The 13,767-nt window shown below is 72.0% G+C and carries 15 protein-coding genes; 13 read left to right on the forward strand and 2 right to left on the reverse strand.

Annotation, left to right across the window (positions count from 1 at the left end):
- Positions 1–52: 52 nt before the first annotated feature.
- A complete protein-coding gene (locus AB0M73_RS12785) occupies positions 53–655 on the reverse strand; it encodes a sigma-70 family RNA polymerase sigma factor (RefSeq protein ID WP_363890450.1) in 603 nt (200 codons plus the stop codon).
- 167 nt (positions 656–822) lie between these two features.
- Between AB0M73_RS12785 and AB0M73_RS12790 the strand changes: the two genes are divergently transcribed.
- From AB0M73_RS12790 to AB0M73_RS12850, 13 genes are all read left to right on the forward strand, one after another.
- Positions 823–2,307, forward strand: coding sequence for an AMP-binding protein (locus AB0M73_RS12790; protein WP_363890452.1), 1,485 nt, complete (start codon positions 823–825; stop codon positions 2,305–2,307).
- A 46-nt stretch (positions 2,308–2,353) separates the two neighbouring features.
- The gene (locus AB0M73_RS12795) at positions 2,354–2,572 is read left to right on the forward strand and encodes a glutaredoxin family protein (protein ID WP_363890665.1); all 219 of its coding nucleotides are present in this window, start codon (positions 2,354–2,356) and stop codon (positions 2,570–2,572) included.
- Positions 2,573–2,638: 66 nt separating this feature from the next.
- Positions 2,639–3,853, forward strand: a complete 1,215-nt coding sequence (locus AB0M73_RS12800) for a cytochrome P450 (RefSeq protein WP_363890455.1) — start codon at positions 2,639–2,641, stop codon at positions 3,851–3,853.
- 115 nt (positions 3,854–3,968) lie between these two features.
- Positions 3,969–5,471 (forward strand): molybdopterin-dependent oxidoreductase, encoded by a 1,503-nt coding sequence (locus tag AB0M73_RS12805; protein ID WP_363890668.1) that lies wholly within the window; start codon positions 3,969–3,971, stop codon positions 5,469–5,471.
- A 149-nt stretch (positions 5,472–5,620) separates the two neighbouring features.
- Positions 5,621–6,337: a redox-sensing transcriptional repressor Rex gene (locus tag AB0M73_RS12810; RefSeq protein WP_232241495.1), complete on the forward strand. Its 717-nt coding sequence runs from the start codon at positions 5,621–5,623 to the stop codon at positions 6,335–6,337.
- Positions 6,338–6,380: 43 nt separating this feature from the next.
- Positions 6,381–7,706, forward strand: a complete 1,326-nt coding sequence (locus tag AB0M73_RS12815) for a glutamyl-tRNA reductase (protein ID WP_363890458.1) — start codon at positions 6,381–6,383, stop codon at positions 7,704–7,706.
- A complete protein-coding gene (gene hemC, locus AB0M73_RS12820; protein WP_363890461.1) occupies positions 7,703–8,641 on the forward strand; it encodes a hydroxymethylbilane synthase in 939 nt (312 codons plus the stop codon). The genes AB0M73_RS12815 and hemC overlap by 4 nt, the downstream gene beginning before the upstream one ends.
- 14 nt (positions 8,642–8,655) lie before the next feature.
- On the forward strand, positions 8,656–10,188 hold the full coding sequence (locus AB0M73_RS12825) for a bifunctional uroporphyrinogen-III C-methyltransferase/uroporphyrinogen-III synthase (RefSeq protein ID WP_363890464.1): 1,533 nt from the start codon (positions 8,656–8,658) through the stop codon (positions 10,186–10,188).
- 83 nt (positions 10,189–10,271) lie between these two features.
- Positions 10,272–11,246, forward strand: coding sequence for a porphobilinogen synthase (gene hemB, locus AB0M73_RS12830; protein ID WP_363890467.1), 975 nt, complete (start codon positions 10,272–10,274; stop codon positions 11,244–11,246).
- Positions 11,243–11,749 carry a hypothetical protein gene (locus AB0M73_RS12835; protein WP_363890469.1) on the forward strand — a complete coding sequence of 169 codons (507 nt, stop codon included), beginning with the start codon at positions 11,243–11,245 and terminating at the stop codon, positions 11,747–11,749. Before hemB ends, AB0M73_RS12835 begins: the two co-directional genes overlap by 4 nt.
- 98 nt (positions 11,750–11,847) lie before the next feature.
- The gene (locus AB0M73_RS12840) at positions 11,848–12,291 is read left to right on the forward strand and encodes a hypothetical protein (protein ID WP_363890471.1); all 444 of its coding nucleotides are present in this window, start codon (positions 11,848–11,850) and stop codon (positions 12,289–12,291) included.
- Positions 12,288–12,710, forward strand: a complete 423-nt coding sequence (locus AB0M73_RS12845; protein WP_363890472.1) for a hypothetical protein — start codon at positions 12,288–12,290, stop codon at positions 12,708–12,710. The genes AB0M73_RS12840 and AB0M73_RS12845 overlap by 4 nt, the downstream gene beginning before the upstream one ends.
- Positions 12,711–12,723: 13 nt before the next feature.
- On the forward strand, positions 12,724–13,041 hold the full coding sequence (locus AB0M73_RS12850) for a hypothetical protein (RefSeq protein ID WP_052395556.1): 318 nt from the start codon (positions 12,724–12,726) through the stop codon (positions 13,039–13,041).
- Here AB0M73_RS12850 and AB0M73_RS12855 read toward each other — a convergent pair.
- Complete coding sequence (locus AB0M73_RS12855) at positions 13,038–13,685, reverse strand: TetR/AcrR family transcriptional regulator (RefSeq protein WP_363890473.1); 648 nt, start codon at positions 13,683–13,685, stop codon at positions 13,038–13,040. The genes AB0M73_RS12850 and AB0M73_RS12855 overlap by 4 nt on opposite strands.
- Between the last annotated feature and the right edge of the window lie 82 nt (positions 13,686–13,767).

Here is a 13,767-nt window from a genome sequence, read left to right on the forward strand (position 1 = left end):
GCGGCACTGCATCGGTTACGCGTAAGAGCATTGCGTCAGCGTTTGCGCACAGCTAGCGCAGTTCGGCCGGCAGCAGTTGGGCCAGCCGGCGTACCGCGCGATGCTGCAAAGCCTTGATCGCGCCCTCGTTCCGGCCCATCTGCTCGGCCGTCTCGGCCACCGACAGGCCCTGCAGGAAGCGCAACACGATGCACTCCCGCTGGTCGTCGTTGAGCTCGCTCACGCAGCGCAACAGCTCGGTTGATGTCGCCTCGTCCAGCACGGCCTGCTCGGGACCGGCCGTGACCTGGCGATTGTCGTCCAACTCGGCGGTGGTGACCTCCAGCCGGTACCGGCTCGACTTGACGTGGTCGAGCACGAGGTTGCGGGCGATGGTGACGAACCAGGCGCCGACGTCACGGCCCTGGTAACTGACCGTGGTGATGCGGCGCAGGGCCCGCAGGAACGTCTCGGAGGTCACGTCCTCGGCCAGCGTGCGGTCGCCGACCCGGAACAGCACGTACCGGAACACCTGGTCCACGTACCGGTCGTAGAGCAGGCCGAACGCCTCCACGTCGCCGCTCTGCGCCTTGTCCACGAGCTGCCACGCCTCGGCGTGCTCGTCGGCGGTGGGCGGCCGGCCACCTGGCTGTTTGGAACGGGCAGGGCTGCTCATAGGTCCAGCAGCACCTCCCTTGGTCGGCGTAGCGGCAGCATACGTGTTGTTACTTGCAGGTAGGTAGCGCTCACGGGCGGACCTTGATGGGACGTCGGGACCAGCTCCTGCGTGACGCGGGAGCACCGTGACAAAATCCAGCGGTCGGCTCGATGGGGAGGTCTCGTATGACCGGTGTCAGCAACGTGGCGGATCTGGTCCGCACCGCCGCGGTCCGTGGTCCGGATCACCCCGCGTTCATCGACGCGACCACCGGAGACATCCTGAGCTGGGCCGAGGTGGACGCCGCGACCGATGTCGAGGCCCACCGCCTGCGCGAGGCCGGCCTCCAGCCGGGCGACCGGGTCGCGGTGCGGCTGCCCACGTCCACGGAGTTCGCGGTGGCCGTGTTCGGCGCGCTGCGGGCCGGCGGCGTGGTGGTGCCGGTCAGCACCGGCGGCCCCATCCGTGAGCTGACCCGCGTGCTCAACGACAGCGACGCCTCGCTGCTCATCGGCGACGGCGACGGCGTGTCGACCAGGACGCTGCCCGCGCCGGTGCTGCGCGTCGACGGCGGCCTCACCGGCGAGTCGGTGCGCGGCGGCGAGGACGTGGCTGTGCTCGCGTACACGTCGGGTACCTCCGGTGTGCCGCGCGGGGCGATGCTGTCGCACCGCGCGTTGCTGGCGAACGTGGCGCAGTGCGCGGCGCTGCGCCCGGCGCCGGTGACCGCCGCCGACCGCGTGCTGCTCGCCTTGCCGCTGTTCCACTCCTACGGGCTTGGACCTGGACTGTTCCAGGTCGCGGCCGCCGGCGCGACCGCTGTTCTGCTGCAACGTTTCGACGCGGAGGCAGCAGTTGACACCATCGAGCAGCACCGGGTGACGACGTTGGTCGGCGTGCCCCCCATGTATCAGGCGCTGATGCACGTAGACGCCGCTCGCCTGCGTGACGCACTGGTCACGGTCCGGCTGCTGACCTCGGGCGCCGCGCCGCTGAGCCCGTCGCTGCTGGCGGCCGTGCAGCAGGCGACGAGCCTGCCGGTGTTCGAGGGCTACGGCCTCACCGAGACGGCCCCGGTGCTGACCTCCACGCTGGTCGGCGGCCAGATCAAGCCAGGCTCGGTCGGCCGCCCGCTGCCGGGCGTCGAGCTGCGGCTGGTGGACACCGACGGCCAGCCGTTCGCCGACGACGAGGAGTTCGTGCTGCCCGACGACGACGCCGGCCTGGTGTCGGTGCGCGGCGAGAACCTGTTCAGCGGCTACTGGCCGGACGGCGCGCACGGCCCCGACGCCGAGGGTTGGTTCCGCACCGGCGACGTCGGCTACCTCGACGCCGAGGGCGATCTGCACCTGGTCGACCGGGCCGGCGACCTGATCATCGTGAACGGCTTCAACGTCTACCCGCACGAGGTGGAGCAGGTCATCGCCGAGCTGCCCGGGGTCGCGGAGGCGGCCGTGGTGGGCGTGCCGAGCGAGACGACGGGCGAGGCGGTGAAGGCGGTGCTGGTGCTGGGCCAGGACGCCGAGCTCACGGCGGAGCAGGTGGTCGAGCACTGCGCGGAGCGGCTGGCCAAGTTCAAGGTGCCGGTCACGGTGGAGTTCGCCGAGGTCCTGCCGCACTCGGCGACCGGCAAGCTGGTGCGCAGCCGGCTGCGGCTGCCCCAGGGCTAGGTCGCCCGGGCGTAGGTTGATCCGCGTGAGCCACACCGTGACCGTGATGACGAGGGTCGGCTGCGACCACTGCGTGCAGGCCGAGGCCGATGTCCGGCGCATCTGCGACGAGCTGGGTGTGCCGTGGGCGGCTTCGGACGTGGACACCGATCCGGAGCTGCGGGCCGAGTACGGCGACCGGGTGCCGGTGATCCTGGTCGACGGCCGCGAGCACGGCTACTGGAAGGTCGAGGAGCCCCGCCTGCGGGCGGCGCTGGCCGACTGAGCCGAACGGCGGCCCCTCGGGGCAATGGGCAAGCACGGGACGGCCGTTCAGTGCTTGGCTGGGGGCATGACCCGCGAGATGTTCACGGAGCACTACTTCGCTCACGTGCACGAGTTCATGGCCACCGCCCGAGCCGAGGAGCCGGTGTTCCTCACCCGGTCGGTGAACGGCGTCCCGACCTGGGTCGTCACGCGCTACGACGACGTGCGGGCGCTGCTCACCGACGACCGGCTGAGCAAGGACTCCCCGCGGCTGGTCGAGCTGCTGACCGAGAAGCTGATCGCCGCCGGCCGCGAGCCCAAGCTGAACAACCTGTTCGGCAAGCACATGCTGAACTCCGACCCGCCCGACCACACCCGGCTGCGGCTGTTGCTGGCCAAGGGCTTCACCGCCCGCCGGGTGGCCTTGCTGCGGCCGTTCACCGAGCAGCTGACCGAGAACCTGCTGACCGCGTTGGCCACCGCCGACGGCCCGGTCGACGTCGTCGACGGCTTCTCGGTGGCGCTGCCGGCGATGGTGATCAGCGAGCTGCTGGGCGTTCCGCCCGAGGACCGGCACGAGTTCCAGGCCTGGACCGGCGCGCTGCTGTCCGGCGACCCCGTCCAGTACGTGCCGGCCGACCTGGCGATCAACGCCTACATGAGCAACCTCATCGCGCAGAAGTCGGCCACGCCGGGCGACGACCTGCTGTCGGCCATGACCAAAGCCAGTGAGGAGGGCGACCGGCTGTCCACGGACGAGGTGCTGGCCATGGCCTTACTGCTGCTGGTGGCCGGGCACGAGACGACCGCGAACCTGATCAGCTCCGGCATCCGGCGGCTGCTCACCACGCCGGGCCTGGCTGAGCAGCTGCTGGCCGACCCGGCGCCGGTGGTGGAGGAGATGCTGCGCGTCGACACCCCGGTGATGCTGGGGACCTCCCGGTTCACCACGGTGGACGTCCAGGTCGGCGGCGTGACCATTCCGGCCGGCGAGATCGTGGCGCTGTCGGTGGGGTCGGCCAACCACGACGAGGAGCGCTTCGCCGACAGCGCCGAGTTCGACCTGGACCGCGGGGCGCGCGGGCACATCGCGTTCGGGCACGGCCTGCACCACTGCCTCGGGGCGCCGCTGGCCCGACTGGAGGCCGAGGTCGCGCTGACGGCGTTCGCCCGCCAGTTCCCGGAGGCGCGGCTGGCGGTGCCGGTGGAGCAGTTGCCGCACCGTCACGCGGCGATCATGAACGGTCACTCCGAAATGCCCGTTGTGCTGGGCGCGCGGGCGGTCGTCACCAATTCGTAAGGCCGGATCGCTTGAACCTTCGGCCCCCGCGGCACGAAGTTGAAGTGTGGGTGCACCAACGACAGTCGAAGCTCCGCCGCGGCCGACCGAGGCGAGGATCCCGGCCGGCCCGGCGATGCTCATCGGACTGCTGGGCGTGGCGGCCGCGCTGGCCGCCGGCCATCTCGTCGCCGCGTTCATCGATCCGAACGCGTCGCCGTTCCTGGCCGTCGGCAACGCGGCGATCGACCTGACGCCGGCCTGGCTCAAGGAGTTCGCCGTCACGGCGTTCGGCACCGCCGACAAGCTGGTGCTGCTCACCGGCATGGGGGCGTTCCTGGTGGTGGTCGCGGCCGTGGCCGGGCTGCTGTCGCGGCGCAGCCCGATCCCCGGCACGGCGCTGGCGGCGGTGCTCGGCGTGGCCGCGGTCGCCGCCGTGTTCAGCCGTTCCGACCTCGGCCAGCTGGCCAGCCTCGCGCCGCTGGCCAGTCTGGTCGCCGGGGTGATGACCTTCCGACGCCTGCACGCGGCGGCGCTCGGCGTCCAGGAGGCCGACAGCGGGCCGCACGGCGTGGAGCGGCGGAAGTTCCTCCAGGGGGCCGTCGGCGTTGCCGTCGGGGCGGGCATCGCCGGCGTGGCTGGCCAGCTCATCGGCACGCGCGTGGACGTGGAGGGCTCGCGGGCCACGGTGACCCGGCGGCTGGCCAAGTTCCGGGACGGGACCACCGTCGCCGGCGCGGACTTCGCCCAGGACGGCACGCCGACGTACCTGACGCGCAACGAGAACTTCTACCGGATCGACACCGCGCTGTCGGTGCCCCGGCTGACCGCCGAGGGCTGGTCGCTGCGCATCCACGGCCTGGTCGGCCGGGAGCTCACGCTGAACTTCGACGACGTCATGGCCATGGACCTGATCACCCGCACCATCACCATGACCTGCGTGTCCGACGACGTCGGCGGCCCCTACATCTCGACCGCGCAGTTCACCGGCGTGCCGCTGCGCGACCTGCTGGCCAAGGTCGGCGTGAAGGACGGCGCCGACCAGGTCTTCTCCACCAGCACCGACGGCTACACCGCCGGCAGCCCGCTGGAAGTGATCATGGATCCGGGCCGCAACGCCATGCTGGCCGTGGGCATGAACGGCGAGGCCCTGCCGCCCGAGCACGGCTTCCCGGCCCGGCTGGTCGTGCCCGGCCTGTACGGCTACGTCTCGGCCACCAAGTGGGTCACCGACATCGAGCTGACCACCTTCGGCGCGAAGACCCAGTACTGGGTGCCGCGCGGCTACTCGGAGAAGGCCCCGATCAAGACGGAGTCGCGCATCGACAGCCCCCGCGGCCTGGGCTCGGTGCCGGCCGGCAAGGTCGTCGTGGCCGGCATCGCGTGGGCCCAGACCAAGGGCATCGCCAAGGTGGAGCTCCAGATGGACGGCGGCCCGTGGCAGGAGGCCGACCTCGCCGTGCAGCCGACCAAGGAGGCCTGGCGGATGTGGCGGCGGTCCTACCAGCTGCGGCCGGGCTCGCACACCGTGGTGGTGCGGGCCACCGACGCCACCGGCTACACGCAGACCGCCGACGTGGCCGATCCGGTGCCGGACGGGGCCACCGGCCTGCACTCCGTGGTGTTCACGACGGCCTGAGCAGGGGCGTCTCGCCCGAACGGGCGACGGCTTTCCGCACGCCGAGCCGCCAACTTTGTGCACGCGTTCACAAGCGCTACGGTTGACCCATCACACCAATCGAGGGAGCAACCAGCGTGGGTGCACGGCGGGGTGAGGACGTCGAGGTCGTGGCTGCCCCCGGCCGGCTTCCGGACGAACCGGCCGTGCGCGAGCGGGCCCGGGCCATTCCCGAGGCCGCCGTCGCCCGCCTCGCGGTCTACCTGCGGGTGCTGTCGGGCCTGGCCGAGCAGGGCGTGACGAGCATCGCCAGCGAGGAGCTCTCGGCCGCCGCCGGCGTCAACTCGGCCAAGCTGCGCAAGGACCTGTCCTACATCGGGTCCTACGGCACCCGGGGCGTCGGCTACGAGGTCGAGGTGCTCGTCGACCAGATCGAGCGAATCCTCGGACTTACGCGAAAGCACTCGGTGTGCGTGGTCGGCATCGGTAACCTTGGTCACGCGCTGGCCAACTACGGGGGCTTCCCGGGCCGGGGTTTTCCGGTCTCGGCGCTGTTCGACGTGGACGAGGATCTGATCGGGGTCCCGGTCGGAGGAATCCTGGTCAGCCATGTCGACGACATCGTCCGGGTGTGCTCCGAGCGGGAGATCTCGATAGGGGTGATCGCCACGCCGCCACCCGCCGCGCAGGCGGTCTGCGACCGTTTGGTATCCGGGGGCGTGCAATGCATCCTGAACTTCGCACCCGTCGTGCTCCAGGTTCCCGACCACGTCGAGGTGCGCAAGGTCGACTTGGCGGTGGAGATGCAGATCCTGTCGTTCCACGTGGCACGGCGCGCGGACGAGGCTGCGAACGCGGACGAGAGCGGAATGGTGGTGCCGGGGTGAACTCGAAGGCCGGCTCGACCGTTCTAGCCTGGGGGTGGTCGAAATGAGCCTGCTCGCGGTCGGTGTGTCCCACCGCACGGCCGAGGTGCGCACGCTGGAACGACTGGCGGTGTCCTCGGACAACCTGCCCAAGCTGCTCGACGAGCTGCTGGGCCAGGAGAACGTCACCGAGGCCCTGCTGCTGTCGACGTGCAACCGGATCGAGGTGTACGCGGTCGTCGACGCCTTCCACGGCGGTCTGGCCGACGTCACCAACGTGCTCTCGCGGCACTCGGGCATCGAGGTCAACGAGCTCTGCGAGCACTTCTACGTGCACTACGCCGCGGCCGCGGTCGAGCACCTGTTCTCGGTGGCCGCCGGCCTCGACTCGATGGTCGTCGGCGAGGCCCAGATCCTCGGTCAGCTGCGCGGCGCCTACTCCGACGCGGACGCGGCCGGCACCGTCGGCAAGACCCTGCACGAGGTCGCTCAGCAGGCCCTGCGGGTCGGCAAGCGCGTGCACAGCGAGACCGGCATCGACCACGCCGGCGCGTCGGTGGTGTCCGAGGCCCTGGCCGACGCCGAGCGCGTGCTGGACGGCCTGGCCGGCCGCAAGGCGCTGCTGGTCGGCGCCGGCTCGATGGGTGGCCTGGCCGCCGCGCACCTGCGCCGCGCCGGCATCGGCGAGATCGTCATCGCCAACCGCACCCCGGCCAACGGGGACCGGCTGGCCGCGTCGCTGACCGGCGAGGGCGTGCCCGCCCGCGCGGTCGGGCTCGACCGGCTCGCCGATGAGATCTCCGCCACGGACGTGCTGCTCGCCTGCACCGGCGCGATGGACGTGGTGGTGGACGTCGACCGGTTCGCGCCGGGCGCCCGCCGCGGCCCGCTGGTGGTCTGCGACCTCGGCCTGCCCCGCGACGTCGACCCCGCGGTCGCCGACCTGGACGGCGTCACGCTGGTCGATCTGGAGACGTTGCAGCACCGCCTGGCCACCGCGCCGTCGGCGCTGGACACCGAGCGGGCCCGGCGCATCGTCGCCGACGGCGTGCGCGACTACCTGGCCGGTCAGCGGTCCTCGGCGGTCACCCCGACGGTGACCGCGCTGCGCCGCCGCGCGGCCGAGGTGGTGGACGCCGAACTGTTGCGATTGGACTCGCGGCTCCCGGACCTGGATGATTCCCTCCGTGCGGAGCTGGCCAGGACGGTCCGCAGGGTGGTGGACAAGCTGCTGCACACCCCGACCGTCCGCGTCAAAGAACTGGCTTCGTCGCCCGGCGGGGCCGGCTACGCGGACGCTTTGCGGGAGCTCTTCGAGCTCGACCCGCAGGCGCCGAGGGTGGTCAGCACGCCACGCACTGTAGAGACCGAACACGGTGGAGACCGGTGAACCGGACGTTGAGGATCGGAACCCGAGGCAGTGCCCTCGCACTGGCCCAGACCGGCATGATGGCCGAGCGGCTGGAGCGCGCGGGAGCCACGGTGGAGATCGTCACCGTGAGCACCCCGGGCGACCGGTCGAACGCGCCCGTCGCCGAGATCGGCGTCGGCGTGTTCACCTCGGCCCTGCGCGACGCGCTGGCCAACGACGAGGTGGACGTCGCCGTTCATTCGTACAAGGACCTGCCGACGGCGCCGGACCCGCGGCTCGTGCTGGCCGCCGTGCCGACCCGCGAGGACCCCAGGGACGCCCTGGTCGCGCGGGACGGCATGGTGCTCGGCGAGCTGCCGGCCGGCAGCCGGGTCGGCACCGGCGCGGCCCGTCGGGTCGCTCAGCTCGAGGCGCTGGGCCTCGGCCTGGAGATGGTGCCGATCCGCGGCAACGTGGACACCCGGATCCGCAAGGTGTTCGACGGCGAGCTCGACGCCGTCGTGGTCGCCGCGGCGGGCCTGTCCCGGCTCGGCCGGCTCGACGTCGTGACCGAGTTTCTCGACCCGATCCAGATGCTGCCCTCCCCCGCGCAGGGTGCGCTGGCGGTGGAGTGCCGGGTCGACGACGTCGACACCGAACACCTGCTTCGCTCCTGCCTGGATGATCAGGCCAGTAGGGCCGCTGTCACCGCCGAGCGCGCGATGCTTGCCGCGCTGGAGGCCGGGTGCAGCGCGCCCGTCGGCGCACTGGCCGATGTGGTGGAAGACCTCGACGACGACGGCCGCACTGTGTTGCGCCTGTCGTTGCGTGGGGTCGCCGCGACGCCGCAGAACGAGCTGCTGCGCGCCTCGGCCACCGGTGACTTGACCACAGCAGAGCAGTTGGGCCGGGCGCTCGCGGCCGAACTGCTTGATCTCGGCGCCACGGTGCTCAGTGGCCCGGGGAGCAAGTGATGGGGAGTGCCCTGATGTCGACCCGCGCACGTAAGACCCCCGGACGCGTCGCGTTCGTGGGTTCCGGCCCCGGCGACGCCGGGCTGCTGACGGTTCGGGCCACGGAGTTGCTGGCCAGGGCAGAGCTGGTGGTGACCGACCCGGACGTGCCGTCCGAGGTCCTCGGCCTGGCCGAGGGCGCCGAGGTGCGCCCGGCCGTCGGCGAGCCGGGAGATGTCGCGAAGGACCTGGTCAACGAGGCCCGCAACGGGCGCAGCGTCGTCCGGTTGGTCTCGGGTGACCCGCTGACCCTGGACTCGGTGGTGACCGAGGCCCAGTGCGTCGCCAGGTCCACTGTGGACTTCGATGTGGTGCCCGGAGTTCCCGGCGGCACCGCGGTTCCGGCCTACGCCGGCGTCGCGCTGGGCGCCGTGCACACCGAGGCCGACGTTCGGTCCACTGTGGACTGGGCCGGCCTCGCCGCCGCGCCCGGCACGCTTGTCCTGCACGCCACCGGATCCCACCTCGCCGAGGCCGCGTCCTCGTTGGTGGAGCACGGTCTGGCCCCGCAGACCCCGGTCGCGGTGACCGCCGGCGGCACCGCCTTCGGGCAGCGCACCGTGGACACCTCGCTGGCCGCGCTGGCCGCCGACGCCGGTGACCTCTCCGGGCAGCTGGTCGTGACGGTCGGCAGCAGCGTCGCCGGCCGGTCCAAGCTGTCCTGGTGGGAGTCGCGGGCGCTGTACGGCTGGCGGGTTCTGGTGCCGCGCACCAAGGAGCAGGCCGGCGCGATGAGCGAGCGGCTGCGTGAGCACGGGGCGATCCCGGTCGAGGTGCCGACGATCTCCGTCGAGCCGCCGCGCAGCCCGGCCCAGATGGAGCGCTCGGTCAAGGGCCTGGTCGACGGCCGTTACCAGTGGGTCATCTTCACCTCCACCAACGCGGTGCGCGCGGTGTGGGAGAAGTTCCGCGAGTTCGGCCTGGACGCCCGCGCCTTCTCCGGCGTGAAGATCGCCTGCGTCGGGGAGAGCACCGCGGCCAAGGTGCGGTCCTTCGGCATCATTCCCGAGCTGATCCCCTCCGGGGAGCAGTCCAGCGAGGGCCTGCTGGCTGACTTCCCGCCCTACGACGACATCCTGGACCCGGTGGACCGGGTGCTGCTGCCGCGGGCCGACATCGCCACCGAGACGCTGGCGGCCGGTCTGCGCGAGCGCGGCTGGGAGATCGACGACGTGACGGCGTACCGCACCGTGCGGGCCGCGCCGCCGCCCGCCGACACCCGCGAGATGATCAAGTCCGGCGGCTTCGACGCGGTCTGCTTCACGTCCTCGTCCACCGTGCGCAACCTGGTCGGCATCGCCGGCAAGCCGCACACCCGGACGCTGGTCGCCTGCATCGGCCCGCAGACCGCGGAGACCGCCCGCGAGTTCGGCCTGCGCGTCGACGTGCAGCCCGAGTTCGCCACCGTGCCGGCCCTGGTCGACGCGTTGGCCCAGCACGCGGCCCGGCTCCGCGCCGAGGGCGCGCTGCCGCCCCCGCGCAAGACCAAGCGCCTGCGCCGGTCGTGATTTTCTAGCTTGATCGAAGGGGGCGCTCCGGCAACGGGACCGCCCCCTTCGCCATTTTCGCCCCACAAAAGGGAGTACTCGTCGTGTTCCCCACGCACCGTCCCCGCCGGCTGCGCCGCACCCCGGCCCTGCGCCGCCTGGTCAGCGAGACCAGCGTCGAGCCGCGCCAGCTGATCCTGCCGATGTTCGTCAAGGAGGGGGCGACCGAGGCCATCCCGATCGCCTCCATGCCCGGCGTCGTCCAGCACACCCGCGACACCCTGCGCAAGGCGGCCGTGGAGGCCGTGCAGGCCGGCGTCGGCGGCCTGATGGTGTACGGCGTGCCGCTGACCCACGACGCCGTCGGCTCCGGCGCGACCGACCCCAACGGCATTCTCAACGTGGCCCTGCGCGACCTGCGCAACGAGCTCGGCGACGACACCGTGCTGATGTCCGACCTGTGCCTCGACGAGTTCACCGACCACGGCCACTGCGGCGTGCTCGACTCCGACGGCGCCGTGGACAACGACGCCACCCTGCGCGTCTACGCCGACATGGCCATCGAGCAGGCCCGCTCCGGCGCGCACATGGTCGGCACCAGCGGCATGATGGACGGCCAGGTCGGCGTGGTCCGCGAGGCGCTGGACGAGGCCGGTTACCTGGACACCGCGATCCTGGCCTACACCGCCAAGTACGCGTCGGCCTTCTACGGTCCGTTCCGCGAGGCCGTCGGGTCCCAGCTCAAGGGCGATCGCAAGACGTACCAACAGGATCCGGCCAACGCGCGGGAGGCGCTGCGCGAGCTGTCGCTGGACGTGGCCGAGGGCGCGGACATCGTGATGGTCAAGCCGGGCCTGCCGTACCTGGACGTGCTGCGGGTCGTCGCCGACAACTCCGAGGTGCCGGTCGCGGCCTACCAGGTGTCCGGCGAGTACGCGATGGTCGAGGCCGCGGCGGCCAACGGCTGGCTGGACCGGCAGCGCACCATCCTGGAGACGCTGACCTCGTTCCGCCGGGCCGGCGCCGACATGATCCTCACCTACTGGGCCGCCGAGGCCGCGCACTGGCTGTCCGCGTGACCGCTCCTCGTTCGGTCGACGTGGCGCGCTGGCTGTGGGTGGTCAGCGCGCTGCTGTCGGCCGTCCGGTCGCTGGTGGTGCTGGCCGACCGTCAGGGACTGCGCGACCAGGTCCGCGGCGTCGACCCGGCGCTGACCATGCAGCAGGTCGAGGCGGCCGTCAACGGCGAGATCCTTCTCGGCCTGCTGTTCAGCGCGGGCATCGTCGCGCTGTACGTGTTGGTGGCCAACAAGATGCGGGCCGGCAAGGCGTGGGCACGAGTGCTGCTCACCTTCTTCGGCATCATCTTCGTGGTGCTGGGCGCGCTGGGCATGGTCGGCCTCGCCGGCGGGCTGGCGGAGTCCCAGGGCCTCACCGTGGACCCGACCGAGGTGGCGCTGTCGGCCCTCGGGCTGGTGGTCGACGTGGCCGCGCTGGTGTCGATGTGGCTGCGCCCCTCCAACGACTACTTCCGGGCTGCGTCTCTGGCGCCGCCTCCGGCGTCGCCGCGAGGCCGCTCGTGACCGGTGCCTTCCCTGGCCGGACCAGGCGCCGGCGCGGCCTCGCGGCAGGACCAGTTCCCCGGCTTACTGTGCTGGTGGGGCGCGTGTAGCGTGCCGGCGTGACCATTGACGAATCGGGCGAGCAGGACGTCGCCTACCGGCCAAGGATCGTCACCACCGCCGTCGTGCTCTGGTCCCTGTCGGCCGTCGTCTACCTCGGCGGGTCGGCGTGGGTGATGAGCATGCACCAGGCCCAGGTCGACGCGGCGATGGTGAACCTGCCCAAGACCATCACCCGGGACCAGGTCAGCGGGCTGCTGACCGTCGGCGAGTTCAGCGCGCTGATCATCGGCGTGCTGGCCGCGGCCGGCGTGTACCTGCTGATGAAGGCCAACCGCCGGGTTCGGATCCTGCTGACCGTGGTCGTGTTCCTGGAGCTGCTGTCCCAGCTGCTGTTCGGCCTCATCGCCGCCGGCACCCTGCTGGGCGTGCTCGGCCTGGTGCTGCTGTACCTGCCGCGCTCCAACGCCTACTTCGCCGAGCTCAAGCGCCAGGCGGTGTGACCGTTCGCTATGCCGAGCCCGGCTCGTCGTTCTGGCCGGTGCTGTGGGCGCCGGGTTTCGCGCTGCTGGGCCTCGGCGTCGAGGCGCTGACCGGCACGGTGCACGTGCTGGGCTGGGCGCTGGCGGCGGTGCTGCTCGCGGGCGTGTGGGCGCTCTGGGTGGCCGCCCGTCGCCGGCTGCGGTCCGTGTCGCTCACGGACGAGGTGCTGCGCCTGGGCGAGGAAGAGCTGCCGGTCGCGGACATCGCCGCCGTCGAGGAGGACGAGCCCGAGGCGGCCAAGGTGCTCGGTGGCGGCTGGGGCACACCCAAGGGCACCGGCGCGGTCCCGCTGCGACTGCACGACGGCAAGATCGTGCTGGCCTGGGCCCGTCGCCCGGACGAGCTGAGGGCGGCGCTACAGGCCATGTTGGCGGCGTGAGACGCTGGTGGGCATGAGCAGCCCCCGGTTGAACCAGCCGTGGCGCGCCGCGGTGGCGGGCGGCCTGGTGGTCGTCGCCGCGCTCGCGGTGCTGGCCGCGGTGTGGAGCTGGCAGCACGGGATCGTCACGTACGACCTCCCGGCCGGCCAGGGCACGCCGGAGCTGGTGTCGACCCGCTTCGTCGGCAGCTGGATGGCCGGCGCGGTCGGCCTGGGCACGCTGGCGGCGCTGCTGCTGGTCGGCGCCGGCCGGCAGCTGGTGCTGGCCCTGCGCACCCGTGACAGCAATCCGCTGCCGCCGGTGCAGTCCGCGGAGCCCCCGGCCGCCTAGATCTTGGGCAGCACCGGCGGCGCGGGCAGCACCGGCCAGGTCCGCGGGGTCGACGGCCCGCCGGCCATGCGCAGCGCCAGCTCGATGTAGCGGCGGTGCATCTCGGTCGGCGTGAGCGAGCCGTCGTCACGGAACCATTCGCTGATCAGCCCGCACATGTCCAACACCGCCCGCGCGGTGGTGGCCGCGGAGCCGCCGACGAGGTCGAAGACGCCGGCCTCCTGCCCGGCGGTGAGGACGTCGGCCAGTTCGTCGCGCAGGCGCCGGCGGCTGGCGTTCACGTCCTCAAGCCGGCCGCCGGTGAGCCAGCGGTACTCGTGGTTGCCGACCCGCGAGCGCTCCCGGTACTGCGCGTGGGCGGCGACGTGCACCGCGACCAGGGCGGCGTACTGGTCGACCGGATCGTCGCCGGCGGTGGCGCGGGCCCGGCTGGTATGCCGTTCGAGCTCGGCGTGGATGTCCAGCACCAGGACGTACAGCAGCTCGTCCTTGGACGGGAAGTGGTTGTACAGCGCGCCCTGGGTGAAGCCGCAGGCCTGGGTGATCTCCTTCACGGAGGTGGCCAGGAAGCCGCGCTCGTAGAACAGCGTGGTGGCCGCGGCCAGCAGTCTGTCGCGGGACCGCAGGGTCTCCACACTCGTCATCGGTCAATAGTCGCCCACTTGACCGCGGCGGCGGACAACCGGTAGGACGTCCCGGGGTATATGAACGGTCATTTACCGTACG

The organism is Kutzneria sp. NPDC051319 (genome assembly GCF_040682195.1).
In the GTDB taxonomy this organism is placed as follows: domain Bacteria; phylum Actinomycetota; class Actinomycetes; order Mycobacteriales; family Pseudonocardiaceae; genus Kutzneria.